Origin of the sequence: Phenylobacterium sp., from assembly GCF_004299445.1 — a bacterium.
Lineage (GTDB): Bacteria > Pseudomonadota > Alphaproteobacteria > Caulobacterales > Caulobacteraceae > Phenylobacterium.
In genome coordinates this window covers 84501-98914 of the sequence record NZ_SCTC01000035.1, presented here as the reverse complement: position 1 = coordinate 98914, position 14414 = coordinate 84501, and the positions used below count along the sequence as shown (strand labels likewise).

General features: G+C 69.2%; 15 protein-coding genes. 6 read left to right on the top strand and 9 right to left on the bottom strand.

What is annotated here, in order from left to right; all coding sequences use genetic code 11:
• Window positions 1-11: 11 nt before the first annotated feature.
• From EPN98_RS08495 to EPN98_RS08480, 4 genes are all read right to left on the bottom strand, one after another.
• Window positions 12-536 carry a nuclear transport factor 2 family protein gene (locus tag EPN98_RS08495; protein ID WP_293362250.1) on the bottom strand — a complete coding sequence of 175 codons (525 nt, stop codon included), beginning with the start codon at window positions 534-536 and terminating at the stop codon, window positions 12-14.
• 84 nt (window positions 537-620) lie between these two features.
• Window positions 621-1781 (bottom strand): DegT/DnrJ/EryC1/StrS aminotransferase family protein, encoded by a 1161-nt coding sequence (locus tag EPN98_RS08490; protein WP_293362249.1) that lies wholly within the window; start codon window positions 1779-1781, stop codon window positions 621-623.
• 191 nt (window positions 1782-1972) lie between these two features.
• A complete protein-coding gene (locus EPN98_RS08485; RefSeq protein ID WP_293362248.1) occupies window positions 1973-3274 on the bottom strand; it encodes an amidohydrolase family protein in 1302 nt (433 codons plus the stop codon).
• Between the two features lie 98 nt (window positions 3275-3372).
• Window positions 3373-4956: an AMP-binding protein gene (locus EPN98_RS08480; protein WP_293362247.1), complete on the bottom strand. Its 1584-nt coding sequence runs from the start codon at window positions 4954-4956 to the stop codon at window positions 3373-3375.
• Window positions 4957-5073: 117 nt separating this feature from the next.
• Between EPN98_RS08480 and EPN98_RS08475 the strand changes: the two genes are divergently transcribed.
• On the top strand, window positions 5074-5901 hold the full coding sequence (locus EPN98_RS08475) for an FkbM family methyltransferase (RefSeq protein WP_293362246.1): 828 nt from the start codon (window positions 5074-5076) through the stop codon (window positions 5899-5901).
• Here EPN98_RS08475 and EPN98_RS08470 read toward each other — a convergent pair.
• The 3 genes from EPN98_RS08470 to EPN98_RS08460 are packed head-to-tail and all read right to left on the bottom strand — an operon-like array spanning window position 5898 to window position 8143.
• Entirely contained in the window at window positions 5898-6299 is a 402-nt protein-coding gene (locus EPN98_RS08470; RefSeq protein WP_293362245.1) for a DUF2177 family protein, read from the bottom strand. The genes EPN98_RS08475 and EPN98_RS08470 overlap by 4 nt on opposite strands.
• Before the next feature lie 20 nt (window positions 6300-6319).
• A complete protein-coding gene (locus EPN98_RS08465; RefSeq protein WP_293362244.1) occupies window positions 6320-7345 on the bottom strand; it encodes a cyclopropane-fatty-acyl-phospholipid synthase family protein in 1026 nt (341 codons plus the stop codon).
• A gap of 6 nt (window positions 7346-7351) precedes the next feature.
• Window positions 7352-8143 (bottom strand): DUF1295 domain-containing protein, encoded by a 792-nt coding sequence (locus EPN98_RS08460; RefSeq protein ID WP_293362243.1) that lies wholly within the window; start codon window positions 8141-8143, stop codon window positions 7352-7354.
• 139 nt (window positions 8144-8282) lie between these two features.
• Here EPN98_RS08460 and EPN98_RS08455 point away from each other — a divergent pair, with 139 nt between their 5' ends.
• On the top strand, window positions 8283-9617 hold the full coding sequence (locus EPN98_RS08455) for an FAD-dependent oxidoreductase (RefSeq protein WP_293362242.1): 1335 nt from the start codon (window positions 8283-8285) through the stop codon (window positions 9615-9617).
• 1 nt (window position 9618) lies between these two features.
• Window positions 9619-10398 (top strand): DUF1365 domain-containing protein, encoded by a 780-nt coding sequence (locus EPN98_RS08450; RefSeq protein WP_293362241.1) that lies wholly within the window; start codon window positions 9619-9621, stop codon window positions 10396-10398.
• Here the strand turns inward: EPN98_RS08450 and EPN98_RS08445 are convergent.
• Together EPN98_RS08445 and EPN98_RS08440 are read right to left on the bottom strand one after the other, a co-directional pair.
• The gene (locus tag EPN98_RS08445) at window positions 10313-11167 is read right to left on the bottom strand and encodes a hypothetical protein (protein ID WP_293362240.1); all 855 of its coding nucleotides are present in this window, start codon (window positions 11165-11167) and stop codon (window positions 10313-10315) included. The genes EPN98_RS08450 and EPN98_RS08445 overlap by 86 nt on opposite strands.
• A 51-nt stretch (window positions 11168-11218) precedes the next feature.
• Window positions 11219-11980: a class I SAM-dependent methyltransferase gene (locus EPN98_RS08440; protein WP_293362239.1), complete on the bottom strand. Its 762-nt coding sequence runs from the start codon at window positions 11978-11980 to the stop codon at window positions 11219-11221.
• Between the two features lie 86 nt (window positions 11981-12066).
• On the opposite strand from EPN98_RS08440, the gene EPN98_RS08435 reads away from it, so the two are divergent.
• The 3 genes from EPN98_RS08435 (at window position 12067) to EPN98_RS08425 (ending at window position 14318) form a co-directional block, all read left to right on the top strand.
• On the top strand, window positions 12067-12723 hold the full coding sequence (locus EPN98_RS08435; protein ID WP_293362238.1) for a LemA family protein: 657 nt from the start codon (window positions 12067-12069) through the stop codon (window positions 12721-12723).
• 63 nt (window positions 12724-12786) lie between these two features.
• Window positions 12787-13605 carry a YgcG family protein gene (locus tag EPN98_RS08430; RefSeq protein ID WP_293362237.1) on the top strand — a complete coding sequence of 273 codons (819 nt, stop codon included), beginning with the start codon at window positions 12787-12789 and terminating at the stop codon, window positions 13603-13605.
• Window positions 13605-14318 (top strand): TPM domain-containing protein, encoded by a 714-nt coding sequence (locus EPN98_RS08425; RefSeq protein WP_293362236.1) that lies wholly within the window; start codon window positions 13605-13607, stop codon window positions 14316-14318. Before EPN98_RS08430 ends, EPN98_RS08425 begins: the two co-directional genes overlap by 1 nt.
• The last annotated feature ends 96 nt before the right edge of the window (window positions 14319-14414 follow it).

Genomic DNA, 14414 nt, shown 5'->3' with positions numbered 1-14414 from the left:
GCGCCGGAGCACTACTTTGCGGCGGGCGCCGCAGCAGCCGGCGCCGGCGTATCCGACACGACGGCCCAGGCCACCTTGTAGGCGCCATCGGCCTGCTTCTTGTAGCCCAGAACCCAGTTGCCATGCTCGGTCTTGGCCGCCTTCGTCGCGGGATCGCTGAAGGTATAGGCGTAGGTGGTGCGGGCCACGGCCATGTCGCCGGCCTGGGCGACATCGACCGCATCGATCGTGATCTTCAGGTCCGCGTTGGGGTCGGCCATCTGCAGCTTGGTGATCTCGGCGTCGCCGGCCGGCCCCACCACATTGGGCTGGCCGTGGAACATGCCCACATAGTCGGGCGCGTCGTGGCTGACCGCCTTGTCGACGTCCTTCGACATGAAGTCGGCCACCAACTGGTTGACGTCGGCCTTGATGGTCTCGGCGACCTTGGCGGTATCCACCGCGGCTGGCGCGGCGGCCGTCTCGGGCTTGGCGCAACCGGCAAGGCCTGCCAGCAGCACAGACGCGGCGATCGCGGCCGTCTTTTGGAACATCATCGCTCACCCCCCTTGGTGTTAACCGCGGCGACGGTCTGCCTCATGGAGGCGGGGGTCAAGCAACTCGAGGCTGCGTGGCGGCCCTCAGCCGTTCCGCTTCACGTAGTTGCGGATGGCCGCGATGATCGTGTCCTGGGTCTCGGGCGCGAGATAGGCGTGCATGGGCAGCGCCAGCACCTTGCCGGCGGCCGCTTCGGTGACCGGCAGGCCGCCGGGCTGGGGATAGTGGCGGTAGGGCGCCTGGATGTGTAGCGGGACGGGATAGTAGACGGCCGTCGGCACGCCCTCGCCGCGAAGGTGGGCGGCCAGGCCGTCGCGGTCGTCGGTCTCGATGACGTACTGGGCCCAGACCGACGTGCCTCCCGCGATGACCGGCGGCGCGCGGACCACGTCACCCAGGCCCTCGGCATAGCGGGCTGCGACCTTGTTCCGGGCCGCGATCTCGTCGGCGAAGATGGTCAGCTTCTGCAGGAGGACGGCGGCCTGGAGGGTGTCCATGCGGCTGTTCATGCCCACGCGCATGTTCAGATACTTGGGATCGTGGTCGAAGGTGCGGCCCTCGAGATCCGATTTCACGGCCTGGCCGTGGACGCGGAGCGACACCAGCAGGTCGTGAAAGCGGGCGTCCTTCGACAGCACCGCCCCGCCGTCGCCGTAGCAACCCAGCGGCTTGGCCGGGAAGAACGAGGTGGTTGTGGCGTCGGCCCAATGGATCGGATGGTGTCCATCCAGTGTGCAGCCAAAGCCCTGCGCGGAGTCGGCGATCAGCTTTAGTCCGTACCGGTCCGTAACAGCCTTGATCGCGGGGTAGTCGGCCGGCTGGCCGAAGAGGTCCACGGCGATGACTGCGCGCGGCTTAAGCTTGCCCTCGGCCTTCACGGCGGCGATCGCGGCGTCCAGTTTCAGCGGATCGATGTTGTAGGTGTCGGGCAGCACGTCGACGAACACGGGCGAGGCGCCCACCAGCGGCATGACCTCGGCGGTCGCGGCGAAGGTGAACGATGGGCAGAAGACCGCGTCGCCGGGCCCGATCTCCCAGGCCATCAGCGGCAGCACCAGCGCCTCGGTGCCCGAGCCGCACGCCAACGCGTGCGGCGCCTGGCCGAAGGCGCAGAGCTCGGCCTCGAGCTGGGCGATCTCGGGGCCCATGATGTAGGCGCCCGAGCGCACCACCTTGAGGATCGCGTCTTCGAGGGGTTGGCCCAGGCGGGCGCGCTGAGCCTGCAGATCGATGAACGGAATCATGGCCGCGGCTTATGCCCTGCGCCGCCGTGCGCGGCCAAACACGGTTGGTTTCGCCGCATTTCCCTCCCTCCCTTAATGGGGGGGGACAGGCGGCGGAGCCGCCAGGGTGGGGAAGTGTGGGCCGGAACTGAGAGGTCGGGGAGGATCGGACACCTCCCCACCCTGATCGCTTCGCGATCTGTCCCTCCCCATTAAGGGAGGGAGGGCCCCTTATGAATCACGCCTTCCTTCATCACGAAACGCACCTTGGTCAGCACGGCGACGTCCTTCAGCGGGTCGCCGTCGACGGCGACGAGGTCGGCGGCGTGGCCGGGGGTCAGCGAGCCGGTGACCGACGAGAGCTGCAGGTGGTCGGCGGCGTTGACGGTGGCGGCCTGGATAGCTTCCAGCGGGGTCAGGCCCGCCTTCACCAGCAGCGCGAACTCGCCCGCGTTGTCGCCGTGGGCCGAGACGCCGGTATCGGTGCCGAAGGCGATCTTCACGCCGCCCGCGTGCGCGCGGCGCGCCATGTCGAGCATCTTAGGGCCTGCCTCCAGCGCCTTGGCCGACTGAGCGGGGGTGAGGAAGTTGTTCGGGCCCGAGGCCACCCGGTAGACGAAGTCGCCGGCCATCAGGGTGGGCACCAGGTAGGCGCCGTTCTTCTTCATCAGCGCGATGCCCTCGGCGTCGAGGAAGGTGCCGTGCTCGATCGAGTCGCCGCCGGCCTTCAGGAAGCTCAGGATGCCGTCGCCGCCGTGGGCGTGGGCGGTGACGCGGCGGCCCATCCGGTGGGCGGACTCGACGATGGCCTTCAGCTCGTCCTCGGAGAACTGCTGGGCCAGGCCCGCGGCGGTGTTGGAGAGCACGCCGCCGGTGGCCGTGATCTTGATGACGTCGGCGCCTTTCCAGGCCTGTTCGCGCACCGCGCGCGAGCAGTCGGCGGCGCCCGAGCACACCGAGCCCGGCCGCAGGACGTGCATCACGTCCTCGCGGAAGCCGTTGACGTCGCCGTGGCCGCCGTGGATCGAGATCGCGCTGCCCGAGGCGACGATCCGCGGGCCCGGCACGTCGCCCAGCGCGATCGCCTTGCGCAGCGCGAAGATGGCGTCGTCGTCGGCGCCCAGGTCGGCCACGGTGGTGAAGCCGGCCAGCAGGGTCTTCTTCGCATAGCGGGCGGCCACCATGGCCTGCTCGGCTGATGACTGGGTCACTTCCTCAAGGCGCGAGTTCGGGTTTTGCTGTCCCGTCAGATGGACGTGGCTGTCGATGAAGCCGGGCAGGACGAAGGCCGACTTCAGGTCCACGACCTTGCCGCCCGGCTCGGCGACGAAGCCGTCGGCGATGCGCACCACCTTGCCGTTCTGGACGACCAGGGTCTTCTGGGTCTCGACCTTGCCGGTGGCCGGATCGACCAGCACGCGGCCGGCCTGCACGAAGGTGGTCGGATTGGTCTGCGCCGCAGCCGGCGCGACGAGGAGAGCGGCGGCGAGCGCGCCGGCGAGAAGCTGTTTCACTGAGAGGCCCCTGAAAGAGTATCGCGGGACCTTAAGCGCTTTTCGGACCTGGAAAACCCTCAGGACGGCATGAGCCTGAGGGCGGCCGCAGCGCCCGCCTAGATCTGCCGGGCGCGGCCTTCCCAGTAGGGCGCGCGCACCTTGCCGCGCTGGATCTTGCCCGCTTCTGAGCGGGGCAGGCTGGTCACGAAGTCTAGGCTGCGGGGGACCTTGAAGCCGGGCAGGCTGTCGCGGGCGAAGGCCAGGATCTCCTGGGCCAGCAGGTCCGAGGGCTCGTAGCCGGGCTTCAGCATGATGACCGCCTTCACCTGTTCGCCCCACTCGTCGTGCGGCACGCCGACGGTGGCGCTGTCGGCGACCGCCTCGTGCTTGATCAGCTCGTTGTCGATCTCCTGGGGATAGATGTTGACCCCGCCCGAGATGATCGTCTCGGCGCTGCGGCCGGTGAGGAACAGGTACCCGTCGTCGTCGAAGTAGCCCATGTCGCCCATGGTGAAATAGTCGCCGACGCGGCTGGCCTGGGTCTTCTTCTCGTCCTTGTAGTAGGTGAAGCCGCCGCCCGGCGGCAGCTGGTGGTAGATCGTGCCCGAGACGTTCGGCGGGCACTCGTTCCCCTGCTCGTCCAGGATCTTGGAGCCCAGCAGTTCGGGCTTCTTGCCCACCGAACCCGGCTTGCGCAGCCACTCCTCGGAGTTGATCATGAAGCCCGCGCCGCCTTCCGAGCCGGCGTAGTACTCGCTGATCACCGGGCCGAACCAGGCGATCATGGCGTGCTTCACCTCGGGCGGGCACGGGGCCGCGCCGTGGATGATGTATTTGACCGACGAGATGTCGTAGCGGGCCTTCACCTCGTCGGGCAGGGCCAGCAGCCGCTGGAACATGATCGGCACCAGGTGCATGTGGGTCACCTTGCGGTCCTGGATGGTGCGCAGGGTGTGCTCGCTGTCCCACTTGTCGAGGAACACCAACGTGGCGCCCGCGCCCATGGCGGCGCGCACGTCGAACGCCAGCGGCGCGGCGTGATAGGCCGGCCCGGCGCACAGCTGAACCGAATGGGCGTCGTAGCCGCGCAGTGCGTACATCGCCTGGGGCGTCACCGCCGGAGTCGCGCGGAACACGCCCTTGGGCCGGCCGGTCGTGCCTGAGGTGTAGAGCATCTGGTTGCCCAGCGACGGGTCGGCGATGTCGGATCCGTCCAGGCTGGCCAGGGCCGCGTCATAGTCCTGGAAGCCATCGATGGCCCCGCCCACACTGACCTTCAGCCGGAGGCCCGGGGCCTCGGCTGCGGCCGGCGCCGAGGCGGCGATGCGGGCCTCGGCGAACAGCGCCTGGGCCTCGCAGTCGTTGAGGATGTAGGCGATCTCGTCGGTGGTCAGGTGCCAGTTGATCGGCGTGATGCGGAACCCGCCGCGCAGGGTGGCGGCCTGGATCTCGATGAACTCGCCGCGATTGGACATCAGCACCGCGACCGCGTCGCCGGCCTTGAGGCCCGCGTCCCGCAGCAGGCGCACGATGCGGTTGGCGTTGCGGTTGACCTCGACGAACGAGCGGGTGCGGCCGTCGGGGTCGATCACCGCGGCCTTGTCGGGCTGATGCTCGGCCCAGACCGCCGTCGTCATGCCCGTCATCGCCGCCGTCTCGAGGCGCTGATCCAGTCCGGCCCGTTCGATCACCGCGTCCATCCATCCCTCCGTTCGATTTTACGTCGTATATTATGCCCGACTTTCGAAACAGACCATGGCATGGCGCGGGTTCGCGGGACAATCGACCAGTGCGGTCGCCGCTGCTAATTATCCGCCGTGATCGAAGAGACCGAAGCCTACGGCCTGACGTTCCGCTACCCGGCGCTCGACACCGCCGTCGGCGCAAGCCTCCGCGACTATGGGGAGTTCGCCCGGCCCGAGCTGGACCTGATGCTGGCCTATGCCGAGGGCGCGTCCGGGACTCTGGTGGACGTCGGCGCGCACGTCGGCACGCTGCTGCTGCCGTTCGCGGCGGCGCGGCCCGGCTGGCGGACGATCGGGATCGAGGCGTTCTACCAAATGGCCGACCTGGTGCGCGAAGGCGCCCAGCGCAACGCCATCTCCAACGTCGAGGTGTTTTCGGTAGCGGCCGGTGAGGAGGCCGGCGTCGCCGACTTCCCGGCGGCCGAGCTCTGGTTCCGCGGCAACTTCGGGCGGCTGGGCTTCAATGCCGAGGGCATGCCGGGGACGCGAAAGGTGGGCGTCCGGCCCTTGGACGACATCGCGCCGGCCGATACCCGGCTGGTAAAGGTGGATGTCGAGGGCTTCGAGCCGTCGGTGGTGCGCGGCGCGCGACGCCTGCTGCGCGAGAGCCGGCCGCTGTGGCTGATCGAGACCCACCGCAACGCGCTGGCCGACCGCGAGGCGATCGCCGCCGTTCTCGCGCCCGAAGGGTACAGCCTGTTCTGGTTCTTCTCGCCGTTCGCCACACCGGCCGCCCCCAAGCGCCAGCCCGAGGATCCAGGCAAGGGCGACCTGGGCCTGGTGGCTCTGCCGCCCGGTGCGCCCAACCTGTGGAACCTCCCGCCGGCGGCGGATCTCGCCCGGCCCCCGTCAGACTCGGGCGAATTCCCCTACCTGCGCCTGAAATACGGCTACCCCTAGCGGGACATCCGCCGCAGCACCCAGCCGCCGACGGTGGCGCCGAAGGCGGTGATGAACGTGCCCCAGGCGATGTCGATGACGGTGATGTGCGTGGACCAGACCTTGAGCGTCGCCTGGTTGGTCAGGTCGTAGGTGGCGTAGCACATGGCGCCCAGGAGGCCGCCGTACAGCGTCGAGCGCAGCAGGGGCTCGTCCTTCCGCGGGTAGACCACCAGGGCCAGGACCCCGGCGATGTAGGCGAGATAGAACACCACCGCCGGCGGGAGCCGGGCCGACGGCAGGGCCACCGGGTCCAGCGTGGGGAAGTACACCTTGGGCCCGAACTGGGTCAGCCAGATGTAGTCCACGATCGCGAAGGCGATCCCGGTCGCCAGATAGACCCCGATCAGCCGTCCCATAGTCCGCCCCTCTTGCTGCCTTACGCAGGCTTCAGTCTGTAGTGGCTCACGCCCCATTCCGTCCCGCCACGGTGGCCGAAGAGGCCCGCGGTGGCGAGGAAGAACAGCCGCCAGCGACGATGCCACAGCGTGGCGTCCTTGCCATAGGTCGCCTCCAGCACAGGCCGGATCTTCGCGATGTTGCGGTCGTAGGCTTCAAGCCAGTGCAGCGCGGTCTTCTCGTAGTGCGTCCCGCTCCAGCGCCAGTCCTGCTCGACGGTGAACAGGTCGGGGAACTGGGCCATCAGCCCGTGGCTGGGCATCACGCCGCCCGAGAAGAAGTACTTGCCGATCCAGTCGGCCTCGTCGTCGAGGTCGAACCGGTAGGGCGTGGTCTTGTGCGTGAAGACGTGGATGAACAGGCGGCCCTCGGGCTTCAGCCAGGTCTTCACCCGACCCAGCAGCGCGCGCCAGTTCGACATGTGCTCGAACATCTCGACCGAGACGACGCGGTCGAATTCGCCCGGCGCCTCGAAGTCGTTCATGTCGCAGGTGATGACCTCGAGGTTGGAGAGGCCGCGTTCCTGCGCCCGGGCCATGATGAAGGTCTTCTGGCTGGCGGAATTCGAGACCGAGGTGATGCGCGCGTTCGGATAGGTCTTGGCCATCCACAGCGACAGTGAGCCCCAGCCGCAGCCCAGCTCCAGGATGCGCTGTCCGTCCTGCAGGTCGGCGTGCTCGGCGGTCTCCTTCAGCGCGTGCTCCTCGGCCTCGGCGATGCCGTCGCCGGGGGTCTTGTAGAGGCACGACGAGTACTTCAGCTGCGGGCCCAGGCAGTTCAGGAAGAAGTCCGCCGGCACCTCATAGTGCTGGGCGTTGGCCGCGTCGGTGTGGGCCGCGATCGGGTGCTCGGCCATGTCGCGGGCGAAGGCGGCCTCGGTCCCGGGGCCGGCCTTGGAATGCTCGCGCCGCGCATTGGCCACGAGCAGGTGGATCGCGGTCTTGCGGACGACGTCGGGCAGCGGCGCGCCTTCGAACGTGTCGATGATGGCGGAGGTGAAGCTCATGCGGACTCAGGACTGCTGTTTGGGAGGAAGGGGGAAGAAGACGCTGACGCGCTTCTGGTAGTCGCGGAACTTGTCGCCGCGGGACTTGAGCATGGCCTCCTCCAGCGGCGGGACGCCGGAGACATAGCGGAGCAGGCCGAACATGACAGCCGGGCCCACGAGCGTGAGCCAGGTGACGGGAAGCGACGGGTCCAGCGCGATGACGGGGTAGGCCAGCCAACCAAGCCACTGGAAGAAGTAGTTCGGATGCCGCGACCACGCCCAGAGGCCGGTCTCCATGACCTTGCCCTTGTTGGCGGGGTTGGCGCGGAACGCCTTCATCTGGCTGTCGGAAATCCCCTCCAGGCCGACGGCCGCCACGAAGACCGCCAGGCCCAAGTCGTAGCGAACCTCCAGCGCCGGCGGATGCATGGCCGCGACGACGACCGACAGCCCCAGCAGGGCGGTCGCCGGCGCCTGGGGCAAGGTCACAAACAGCATCTTCAGCGGGTAGGCCTTCGGGTCGCCCTCGCGGAAGGCGGCGTAGCGTGTGTCCTCAGGGTGCTTTGCGACCCGCGGCGTGAGGTATGCGCCCAGCCGCAGCGCCCAGAGGAAGATCATCCCGGGGACGATCCAGCGCATCCAGGATCCGGTGTCCGGGCTGGCGACGACCGCCGCGGCCGCCAGCACCACGCCGGTGCCCCACGTCCAGAAGACGTCGGTCCAGCCGCCGTTCTTCACGGCCAGCCCGTAGGCCCAGGCCGCGACCATCACCACCAGCATGGCGGCGAGCACGAAAAGTTCGATCTGAAGCAGCATGAATGTATCCCCCAGGCATACGACCACGATCCGCGACCAGACGCATCCGCCCCTGTGATGGGGCCGTAGCATTTGCTAAGCACTCTGGCGGCGGGAACGCGCGCCAGGTCTGGCGCGTGCACGGAGGGTTGGAGACAGTATGAGCGGTGGTGAACGGCTGAGCGTGGCCGTGATCGGGGCCGGAATCGCGGGTCTGTCCGCGGCCTGGCTGCTCTCGGAAAAGCACGACGTCACCCTGTTCGAGGCCGACCCCCGCCTGGGCGGCCACGCCAACACCGCCGAGGCGCCCGGCCACCACGGCCCGGTTCCGGTCGACACCGGCTTCATCGTCTACAACGAGGGCAACTACCCCAACTTCACGGCGCTGCTGGAGCATCTGGGCGTGCCCAGCCTCTATGCCGACATGTCGCTGAGCGTCTCGCTGGACGACGGGGCCTTTGAATACTCCAGCTTCGGCCTGGGCGGCATCTTCGCCCAGAAGCGCAACCTGCTGTCGCTGCGGTTCTGGGGCCTGCTGCGCGATATCAATCGCTTCTTCCGCCATGCGCCCAAGGATCTGGCCGAGCTCGAGCGGAACGCCACCCCGCTGGGCGACTATCTGAAGGCCAAGGGCTACGGCGACGCCTTCCGCGACGACCACCTGCTGCCCCAGGCGGCGGCCATCTGGTCGACGCCCCTGGACCAGATCGGCGCCTATCCGGCCGCCTCGCTGATCCGCTTCTTTCTCAACCACGGCATGATGACGATCACCGGCCGCGGGCTGTGGCGCACGGTCGAGGGCGGCAGCCGGGCATATGTGGCGAAGCTGAGCGCGGCCTACCGCGGCGAGGTGCGCAAGGGCGTTCGCGTGGCCGGCGTTCGCCGCGACGCCAACGGCGCAGAGGTTCGCCTGGCGGGCGGCGCGCGCGAGCGCTTCGACCAGGTGGTGCTCGCCACCCACGGCGACACCGCGCTGGCGCTGCTGGACGATGCGAGCCCTGAGGAGCAACGCCTGCTGGGCTGTTTCCGTTACGCCCGCAACATGGTCGCGCTGCATACCGACACCGTGCTGATGCCCAGGCGCCGCCGGGCCTGGACCAGCTGGAACCACATCGGCATGCGCGACAAGCCGGGCGAGGGCGCGGTGACCTACTGGATGAACCGCCTGCAGAGCCTGAAGGGCGCGCCAGAGCTGTTCGTCACGCTCAATCCCAACAAGGAGATCGCGGCGGACAAGCTGATCCGGACCGAGATCTACGAACATCCGCTGTTCGACGCCGGCGCCATCGCCGCCCAGCAGCAGATCTGGGACATTCAGGGCGCGCGGCGCACCTGGTTCTGCGGCAGCTACCTGGGCCACGGCTTCCACGAGGACGCGCTGCAGTCGGGCCTGGCGGTGGCCGAGCAGTTGGGCGGTGTGCGCCGGCCGTGGACGGTCGAGGGCGAGAGCAGCCGCATCCACGTCCGCGAACGGGCCCTGGAAGAGGCCGCCTGAGGTGTTCGCGTCCGGGCTCTACCCCGGGGTGGTCAGCCACACCCGGATGAAGCCCCGGCGGCACAGCCTGCGCTACCGCATCTTCATGCTGCTGCTGGACCTGGACGAGGTGGCGGCGCTGGACCGGGATCTGAAGCTCTTCTCGCTGAGGCGCTTCAATCTCACCGGCTTCGATCCTCGCCAGCACGGCGACGGCTCGGCGACCCCGCTGAAGGCCCAGGTGGAAGCCCAGCTCGCCGCCGCCGGAATCGCCCATGGCGGGCCGATCCGCATGCTGGCGATGCCGCGCATCCTGGGCCTGGGGTTCAACCCGCTGACCGTCTACTTCTGCCACCAGCCCGACGGCGCCCTGTCGGCGATCCTCTACGAGGTGAACAACACCTTCGGCGAGCGGCACAGCTATCTGATCCCGGCTGAAGACGCGCCGATCGTGAAGCAGGCCTGCGAGAAGGGCTTCTACGTCTCGCCCTTCATGGACATGGACCTCAGCTATGCGTTCCGCGTCCGGCCGCCATCTGAGCAGGTCCAGGTGCTGGTCGACGTGGACGACGCCGAGGGACGCGTGCTGGCGACCGGCTTCGTGGCCGAGCGGCAGGACCTCACGGACCGCAACCTCGCGCGGGCTTGGCTGACCCATCCCTGGATGACCATCGGCGTGGTCGGCGCCATCCACTGGGAGGCGCTGTTCATCTGGCTCAAGGGCGAGAAGATCCGCCAGCGGCCGGCAAAGCCGGCGTGGCCGGTGACGGTTGTGGCGTCTCGACTGAAGGCCGTGGCGTAGAGACGAAGCCGGCCACGAGGTCGCGCAGCGGCTGCTGACTGATGCGGATCGCGCCTTCCTGCGGGCGGTCCAGATCCAGGATCACCGTGATCGCCAGGGTGAGCAGCAGAAACAGCAGCGTGCTCATCCCCCGGCCGCGGCGGCCCGCAGCATCGAGGGCCGAGCCGAGGACCCCCGCCGAGATCAGCGCGTAGACGGCCAGCACCCCCAGCACCATCGTAGGAATCCGCGACGCGTGCGTGGCCTCGCGGGTGACGCCGATGTCCAGCGCCTCGTTGACCGCCGGCGTGATCATCGCCGCGAGCGGCGTGGTCGCGATGGGCCGCAGGGCGGTGATCGTCTCGCTTTCGATCCGCGCGCGCAGGGCCTGCGAGGCCGCCCGCAGGGGCGGCTTGGCGGCCGCGCTGGCCTCGCCGTAGCGCAGGCGGGTGTCGGCGTAGGTGCGCAGCAGGCCGGCCAGCCGCGGGCCATCCTGGCTGTCCAGCAGGCGCACCCGCATTTCGGCCGTGCCGATGGCGTTGGCCTCGTCCACGACCAGCTCGCGTCGGGCGTCGTAGCGGTCGAGCGCCAGGCCGAAGGTGAAGGCGATCAGCAGCGCCAGCAGGCCCAGCACGCCGTTGAAGATGTAGTCGTGCTCGGCCGCCTCGCCGTCGGGGTTGCGGGCCAGGCGCCGCCGCAGCCAGCGGCCAGCTTCCATCGCGGCCATCAGGGCCACGAACAGCACGATGGCCAGGATCCAGAGTGGCGTGCCGACGATGAGATCGTCCATGCGTCCCCCGCGTGTGACGCGGCGACTATGGCGCGGCGCAGCCTCGGGGCGCTAGGCCCTGCGGAACACCCAGACATCGCCCACGTCGCCCAGGTTGATCGGGTCGCGATCCAGGACGAGGCCGGCGGTGGCGGCCAGTGGCGTGGGGTCAGACATGTAGAAGGTCAGTCGCTCGGGGCTGCGCTGGACGATGTGGCCGCCCGGCTCGGCGACGGCGTACTCCAGCACCTGGTCGAGGCGGTTCACGCCTTCGCGGAAGGTGCGCTCCTTGACGAACATCAGCAGGCGACGACCGTCGGGCAGCGGCTGGTCCATGACCGGCAGGTGCTTCGCGGCCGGCGGCGGCAGCTTCATCACCTCGATGCGCGGCAGGTGGCAGGCGGCCAACGCGCCCTCCGCCATGTGCCGGGCCACGACGGCGAAGGTGTTCTTCCACGCCGCGCCGGCGGGCACGTGGGCCAGGGTGAAGAAGGGCAGGAACACCAGATCGAACGTGCGCTTGAGATCCAGCGAGGTCATGTCGCCGCGCACCATCTGGATGCGGGCGCGAACCTCCTCGGGCAGGCCGGCCAGCCGCGCCTGCGCCTGGGCCAGCATGGTGGGCGAGATGTCGACGCCGACGATGGGGTGGCCCCGTCCCGCGAGGCCCGCCGTCAGCCGCCCCGTGCCGGCGCCCAGCTCCAGCACCGATCCGCCTTCCGGAACCAGTCCGGCATAGATGTCCTCATCGCCGCGGAGCCGGACATCGAGGCCGGTGATCATGTCGTAATGGGCGGCGCTGAGGCTGCCCGGCGTGTAATACGGTTTGGCCATCGGCGCCTTGTGCCGCCGCCGTTGCGCTGGATCAATGCCGGGGCCAAGTATCGGCGACACGACGGGCCCGAGCCTGGGGAGAGACGATGACGTTTACCCGATGGATGGCGCGTCTTGCGCTGCTGATCGCGATGCCGCTGACGCTGGCGGCCTGCGGGATCAATACGATCCCCACTCAGGAAGAGCGCGCCAAAGCCCAGTGGGCCGAGGTGCAGAACCAGTACCAGCGCCGTGCCGACCTGATCCCCAATCTGGTGGCCACGGTGAAGGGCTATGCGGCCCAGGAGTCCAGCGTGCTGATCGGGGTGACCCAGGCGCGCGCCAACGCCCTGCAGGTGCGCTCCGACCCCGGGATCACCCAGGACCCGGCCGCCTTCCAGCGGTATGCGGCGGCGCAGAACAACCTGTCGCTGGCCCTGGCCCCGATGCGGGTGCTGCAGGAGGCCTATCCCGACCTGAAATCGAACGAGAATTTCCTGGCGCTGCAGTCGCAGCTGGAAGGCACCGAGAACCGCATCACGGTCGCGCGGAAGGACTACAACGAGGCCGTCCGCGACTACAACACGACGCTCAGGACCTTCCCGCAGATCATCTGGGCCAAGACCGTGCACGGCGGGTCCAAGCCCATGGAACTGTTCCAGGCCACGGCCACCGCGCAGTCCGCCCCGACGGTGGACTTCGGCGCCCCGGCGGTCGGGACGCCGCCCGCCGGCGCAGCCCCCGGCTCGCCGCCGCCGAAATAGATGGGGGGTTCGCACGCAGGCCTTCTCCCCTTGCGGGAGACGGCGGCCCGCGCAGCGGGTCGGATGAGCAGGTTCGCGGGCCTTTCCGTCTTGCTGGCGACGTGGTCGCTGCTTGTCGCGCTGATCTTCCTGCCGACGGTCGCGCTTGCGGCGCCGAAGTTCCCGCCGCTGACCGGGCGGGTGGTCGACAATGCCGAGATCCTATCGCCGGCGGCCGAGGCCAAGCTGACCGCCGAGCTGGCGGCGCTGGAGAGGCAGACCGGCCACCAACTGGTGGTCGCCACCCTGCCGACGCTGCAGGGCTATGAGATCGAGGACTACGGTTACCAGCTGCTGCGGACCTGGGGCATCGGGCGCAAGGGCGAGGACGACGGGGCGATCCTGATCGTGGCCCCGAACGAGAAGAAGGTCCGCATCGAGGTGGGCTATGGCCTGGAGCCGGTGCTGACGGACGCGCTCTCCAGCCTCATCATCCACCGCGCGATCCTGCCGGCGTTCCGCGAGGGGCGGTACGAGGACGGCGTGGTGGCCGGCGCCGAACAGATCGTGCGCCAGATCGGCCTGCCCGCCGACCAGGCCCAGGCGGCGGTGGCCGAGGCGGAGGCCCAGAAGGCCGCGGCGACCGACGGCGGCTCGGACGTGTCGTTCGTGCTGCCGATCGTCTTCATCTTCATCGTCCTCTGGCTGCTGAGCGGCGTGCTGCGGATGTTCGGCGTGCGGCGCCGGTTCGGGGGCAGCGGCCTGTGGTGGCTGCTGCCCATGATCCTGGATGGCGCAAGTCGGCGGGGCGGCGGCTGGAGCGGCGGCGGATTCGGCGGCGGCGGGGGCTTCTCCGGCGGCGGCGGTTCCGGCGGAGGCGGCGGCGCGTCGGGGAGCTGGTGATGAGCGTGAGCGCCCTGAATTCGGCAGACCTGGCCGCCATCGAGGCCGCGGTGCGTGCGGCCGAGGCCCGCACGACCGGCGAGATCTACTGCGTGGTCGCCGAGGAGAGCGCCGACTATCACGCCACCCCGCTGGCCTGGGGCGCGGGCGTCGCCCTGCTGGCTCCGGCGATCCTGCTCCTGGCCGGCGTGGAGGTGACGGCGCCCGACATCGGCATGTTCGGCGGCTGGACGGCGGCGCAGGTGGAGGATGTGGGCGAGGCCACGGCGCGGGCCGCGCTGGTCGGGACCCTGATGCTGCAGGTCGTACTCTTCGTGGTGACGTTGTTCCTGGTCGCCATCCCGCCGGTGCGCCGGGCGCTGACTCCGCGCGGCATGAAGCGGGACAGGGTGCGCCAGCGCGCCGAGGAGCAGTTCCTGTCCAAGAACCTGCACGCCACCCGCGAGCGGACGGGTGTGCTGATCTATGTTTCGATGGCGGAGCGGATGGCCGAGCTGATCGCCGACGAGACGATCCACCAGCACGTGGCGGAGGGGACCTGGGACAAGCCGATGGCGGCCCTGGTCGAAGGGCTGCGAGGGGGCGACGTGGCGACCGGATTCGGCCGGGCCATCGGCCTCTGCGCCGACATCCTGGCCGAGCGGTTCCCGGCAAGACCGGGCGACAATCCCAACGAGTTGCCCGACGCTTTGGTTGTTCTGCCGCGCGCATAGGTCGCAGAACCCTGCAATTCCTTGCCGTGCGCATGTTGCAATAACGCGATACGCCAAGTACGCGGCTTAGGCGGCGTTCGTACATTCGACGCGTCG

Coding starts and splice junctions, on each gene's coding strand:
- EPN98_RS08495 (WP_293362250.1), bottom strand. CDS start 536: ATGATGTTCCAAAAGACGGCCGCGATCGCCGCGTCTGTGCTGCTGGCA.
- EPN98_RS08490 (WP_293362249.1), bottom strand. CDS start 1,781: ATGATTCCGTTCATCGATCTGCAGGCTCAGCGCGCCCGCCTGGGCCAA.
- EPN98_RS08480 (WP_293362247.1), bottom strand. CDS start 4,956: ATGGACGCGGTGATCGAACGGGCCGGACTGGATCAGCGCCTCGAGACG.
- EPN98_RS08470 (WP_293362245.1), bottom strand. CDS start 6,299: ATGGGACGGCTGATCGGGGTCTATCTGGCGACCGGGATCGCCTTCGCG.
- EPN98_RS08465 (WP_293362244.1), bottom strand. CDS start 7,345: ATGAGCTTCACCTCCGCCATCATCGACACGTTCGAAGGCGCGCCGCTG.
- EPN98_RS08460 (WP_293362243.1), bottom strand. CDS start 8,143: ATGCTGCTTCAGATCGAACTTTTCGTGCTCGCCGCCATGCTGGTGGTG.
- EPN98_RS08455 (WP_293362242.1), top strand. CDS start 8,283: ATGAGCGGTGGTGAACGGCTGAGCGTGGCCGTGATCGGGGCCGGAATC.
- EPN98_RS08445 (WP_293362240.1), bottom strand. CDS start 11,167: ATGGACGATCTCATCGTCGGCACGCCACTCTGGATCCTGGCCATCGTG.
- EPN98_RS08440 (WP_293362239.1), bottom strand. CDS start 11,980: ATGGCCAAACCGTATTACACGCCGGGCAGCCTCAGCGCCGCCCATTAC.
- EPN98_RS08435 (WP_293362238.1), top strand. CDS start 12,067: ATGACGTTTACCCGATGGATGGCGCGTCTTGCGCTGCTGATCGCGATG.
- EPN98_RS08430 (WP_293362237.1), top strand. CDS start 12,787: ATGAGCAGGTTCGCGGGCCTTTCCGTCTTGCTGGCGACGTGGTCGCTG.
- EPN98_RS08425 (WP_293362236.1), top strand. CDS start 13,605: ATGAGCGTGAGCGCCCTGAATTCGGCAGACCTGGCCGCCATCGAGGCC.